2 protein-coding genes are annotated in these 2218 nt (G+C 46.3%); both read left to right on the top strand.

All coding sequences use genetic code 11. The annotated features are described in order from the left end of the window. On the top strand, nt 1–344 hold a 344-nt coding region (cas6, locus tag ACI4N7_RS04570), incomplete at its 5' end, for a CRISPR system precrRNA processing endoribonuclease RAMP protein Cas6 (protein ID WP_439732185.1). Between the two features lie 12 nt (nt 345–356). After that, nucleotides 357–2174, top strand: a complete 1818-nt coding sequence (locus tag ACI4N7_RS04565; protein ID WP_439732184.1) for a TM1812 family CRISPR-associated protein — start codon at nt 357–359, stop codon at nt 2172–2174. Nucleotides 2175–2218: the final 44 nt, after the last annotated feature.

The raw sequence follows: 2218 nt of genomic DNA, 5'->3' as shown, positions 1-2218 counted from the left end.
TGGATGATGCGGATTATGCTTTTCCTGACCCTGCCCTTCTATGGGGTTCATTGGCAGATAAATGGATACGGGCCGGTTATCCCATGGACATGATTGATAAGGGGGATATCAAGACAGCTGCTGCCCATGTTTGGCTTGCCTCCTGGAACGGCAGATCAAGAAAGATTTACTTCGGCCGTGACAGAGGAGTGCTTGCCTTTACCGGTACATTTACCTATGACCTTTCCGGATTGTCTTTGGACTGGCGTCAGATGCTTCTTCTGCTTGCTCAGTTTGCCACTTTTTCAGGCATAGGCCGTCTCTGCGGACAGGGATTGGGCGAAGTCGAAGTTTTCTATAATTAATGAGGAGCGGTCATGAAACATATACTGCTGTTATTTTTGAGTGAACTCCACCTGAAGGATGGATATGTCCTGTCGTCCACATACATGCCGCCGGATGGCGGTGAACTCATAGAAGGAGTGCAGACAAATGAACCGGTGGTGAAGTATGTCATGAACAGGCTCGCCGCAGGTGGAGAGCACCTGGATGGTATTTTTTACTTTGCTACTAAAAAGGTAAGAGAGTCCCTATCCATAAAGGTGAGAGAACCCCTGCCCATAGGTCTGCCGGAGGATTGGCCGGAGGGTCAGCCATGTACTCTGCCGCAGGATCAGCTTTTCCAAAATATCATTCATAATTCTCCCGGCGGGGCAGATGTGCCATTCTACAAAGTGCCTTATGATGAAGACAGGAGTACGGAAGAGTCTATCCGGCAGGTCATTGCCATGGCTGATACAATCAGTACTTTCATGGATGAGAATACGGGAGAAGAGACAGCGATTTATGCCGATATGACCGGCGGTTTCCGATATGCGGCCATGATGATGCTTTCTGTCATGCAGCTCCTGAAATACAGAGGGGCCTCCATCGAAGGCGTCCTTTATTCCAATTTCCAGAAAAAGGCCATAGAAGATGTGAGCGAGGTCCATCGCATGTTCTCTCTCCTGTCCGGCGCTGATGAGTTTGCTAATTTCGGCAGCGTCCGTGAAATTGAAAGCTATTTCAAGGGGAAAGAAACCAGCGGGGAGCTGCAGAGCCTTCTGGCAGTAATGCGGCGCTTTGCAGATGCTATCCGCATCTGCCGCACACCGGAAATTTTACCTTTGGCCGGACGTCTCTGGAAGGCAATGGATGCCTTTCAAAAAACGGGTCATAAAACTCTGCAGGAAGACCTTTTCATGCAGATCCTGTATCTGATTCGGAAGGAATACGGTTCCCTGCTTTCCCCGAATCCCGGTGCCCTTGATATTATCCGCTGGTGCGTAGATAAGGATTTCCTGCAGCAGGCTATGACACTTTGCACGGAATGGCTTCCGGGATACATTGTGGATGAACGTATCTGCTATACAGATAATAAGGTTAGGCAGAAAAAAGCGCTGGAACGGGGGGAAGCCATGTCCCGCGATTGGAAAAAATCGTTCATTATTAACTACGTAGAAGAATCGGGTACTCCCCGGATTCCCCAATCTGAGACTATGAATTTTACCAATAATGGAGCTTCTTATCTCTTAGCTGTACAAACTTTTGCCCGGACATTTGATGCTGTTAAGGCTAGCAGAAATTATCCGCCGCTGTCCGAAAAACTGGAAAAGCTGTTTACGGAAATTAATGACTATTTTAATGATTTTGAATTCAAGTCTGTTCAGAAAGTAAAGAGCAGATATCCTTTTCTGTATCAGGCTGCTTATATCATGTGGAAGCATCACCGCAATAGTAAAACATACCATGATGCTTTCCAGACATTTCTTGAAAAGAACAGCGATAAGGCAAAATTTGCAAGACAGATCCAGTCTGTATCATTGGCAGATATTTCTAAACTTGGAAGTACAGGAGATGTTCCTCCAAAGAAAAAGACAGAACCATCACAGCCGAAGACGATAGACGAAAAAGTACAAAGCAGGATGAACCAGTACAGGATGATGCTGGATCAGGGGATCATGAAAACTGATTATCCCATGGATATGACCCTTGAAGTACTGGAAAACTATCAGCGTATCCAGAAAGAGCGGAACCAGATTAATCATGCCAGCGAAGGGAAAGGCCTTGGCAATGAAGAAATCAAAACTCTTATCCGGAAATGCATGGCTTCCCTGAATCAATGTCTTACTTACAAACAAACGAAAATCAATTAGCTTTAAAGAGCGGCAGCATAAAGCGGCCGCTCTTTTGTGTTTCG

It is taken from the genome of Dialister sp. (assembly GCF_051885895.1).
In the GTDB taxonomy this organism is placed as follows: Bacteria; Bacillota; Negativicutes; order Veillonellales; family Dialisteraceae; genus Dialister.
Note: the sequence above shows the minus strand (reverse complement) of the source record. Positions and strands in the feature narration are given on the sequence as shown.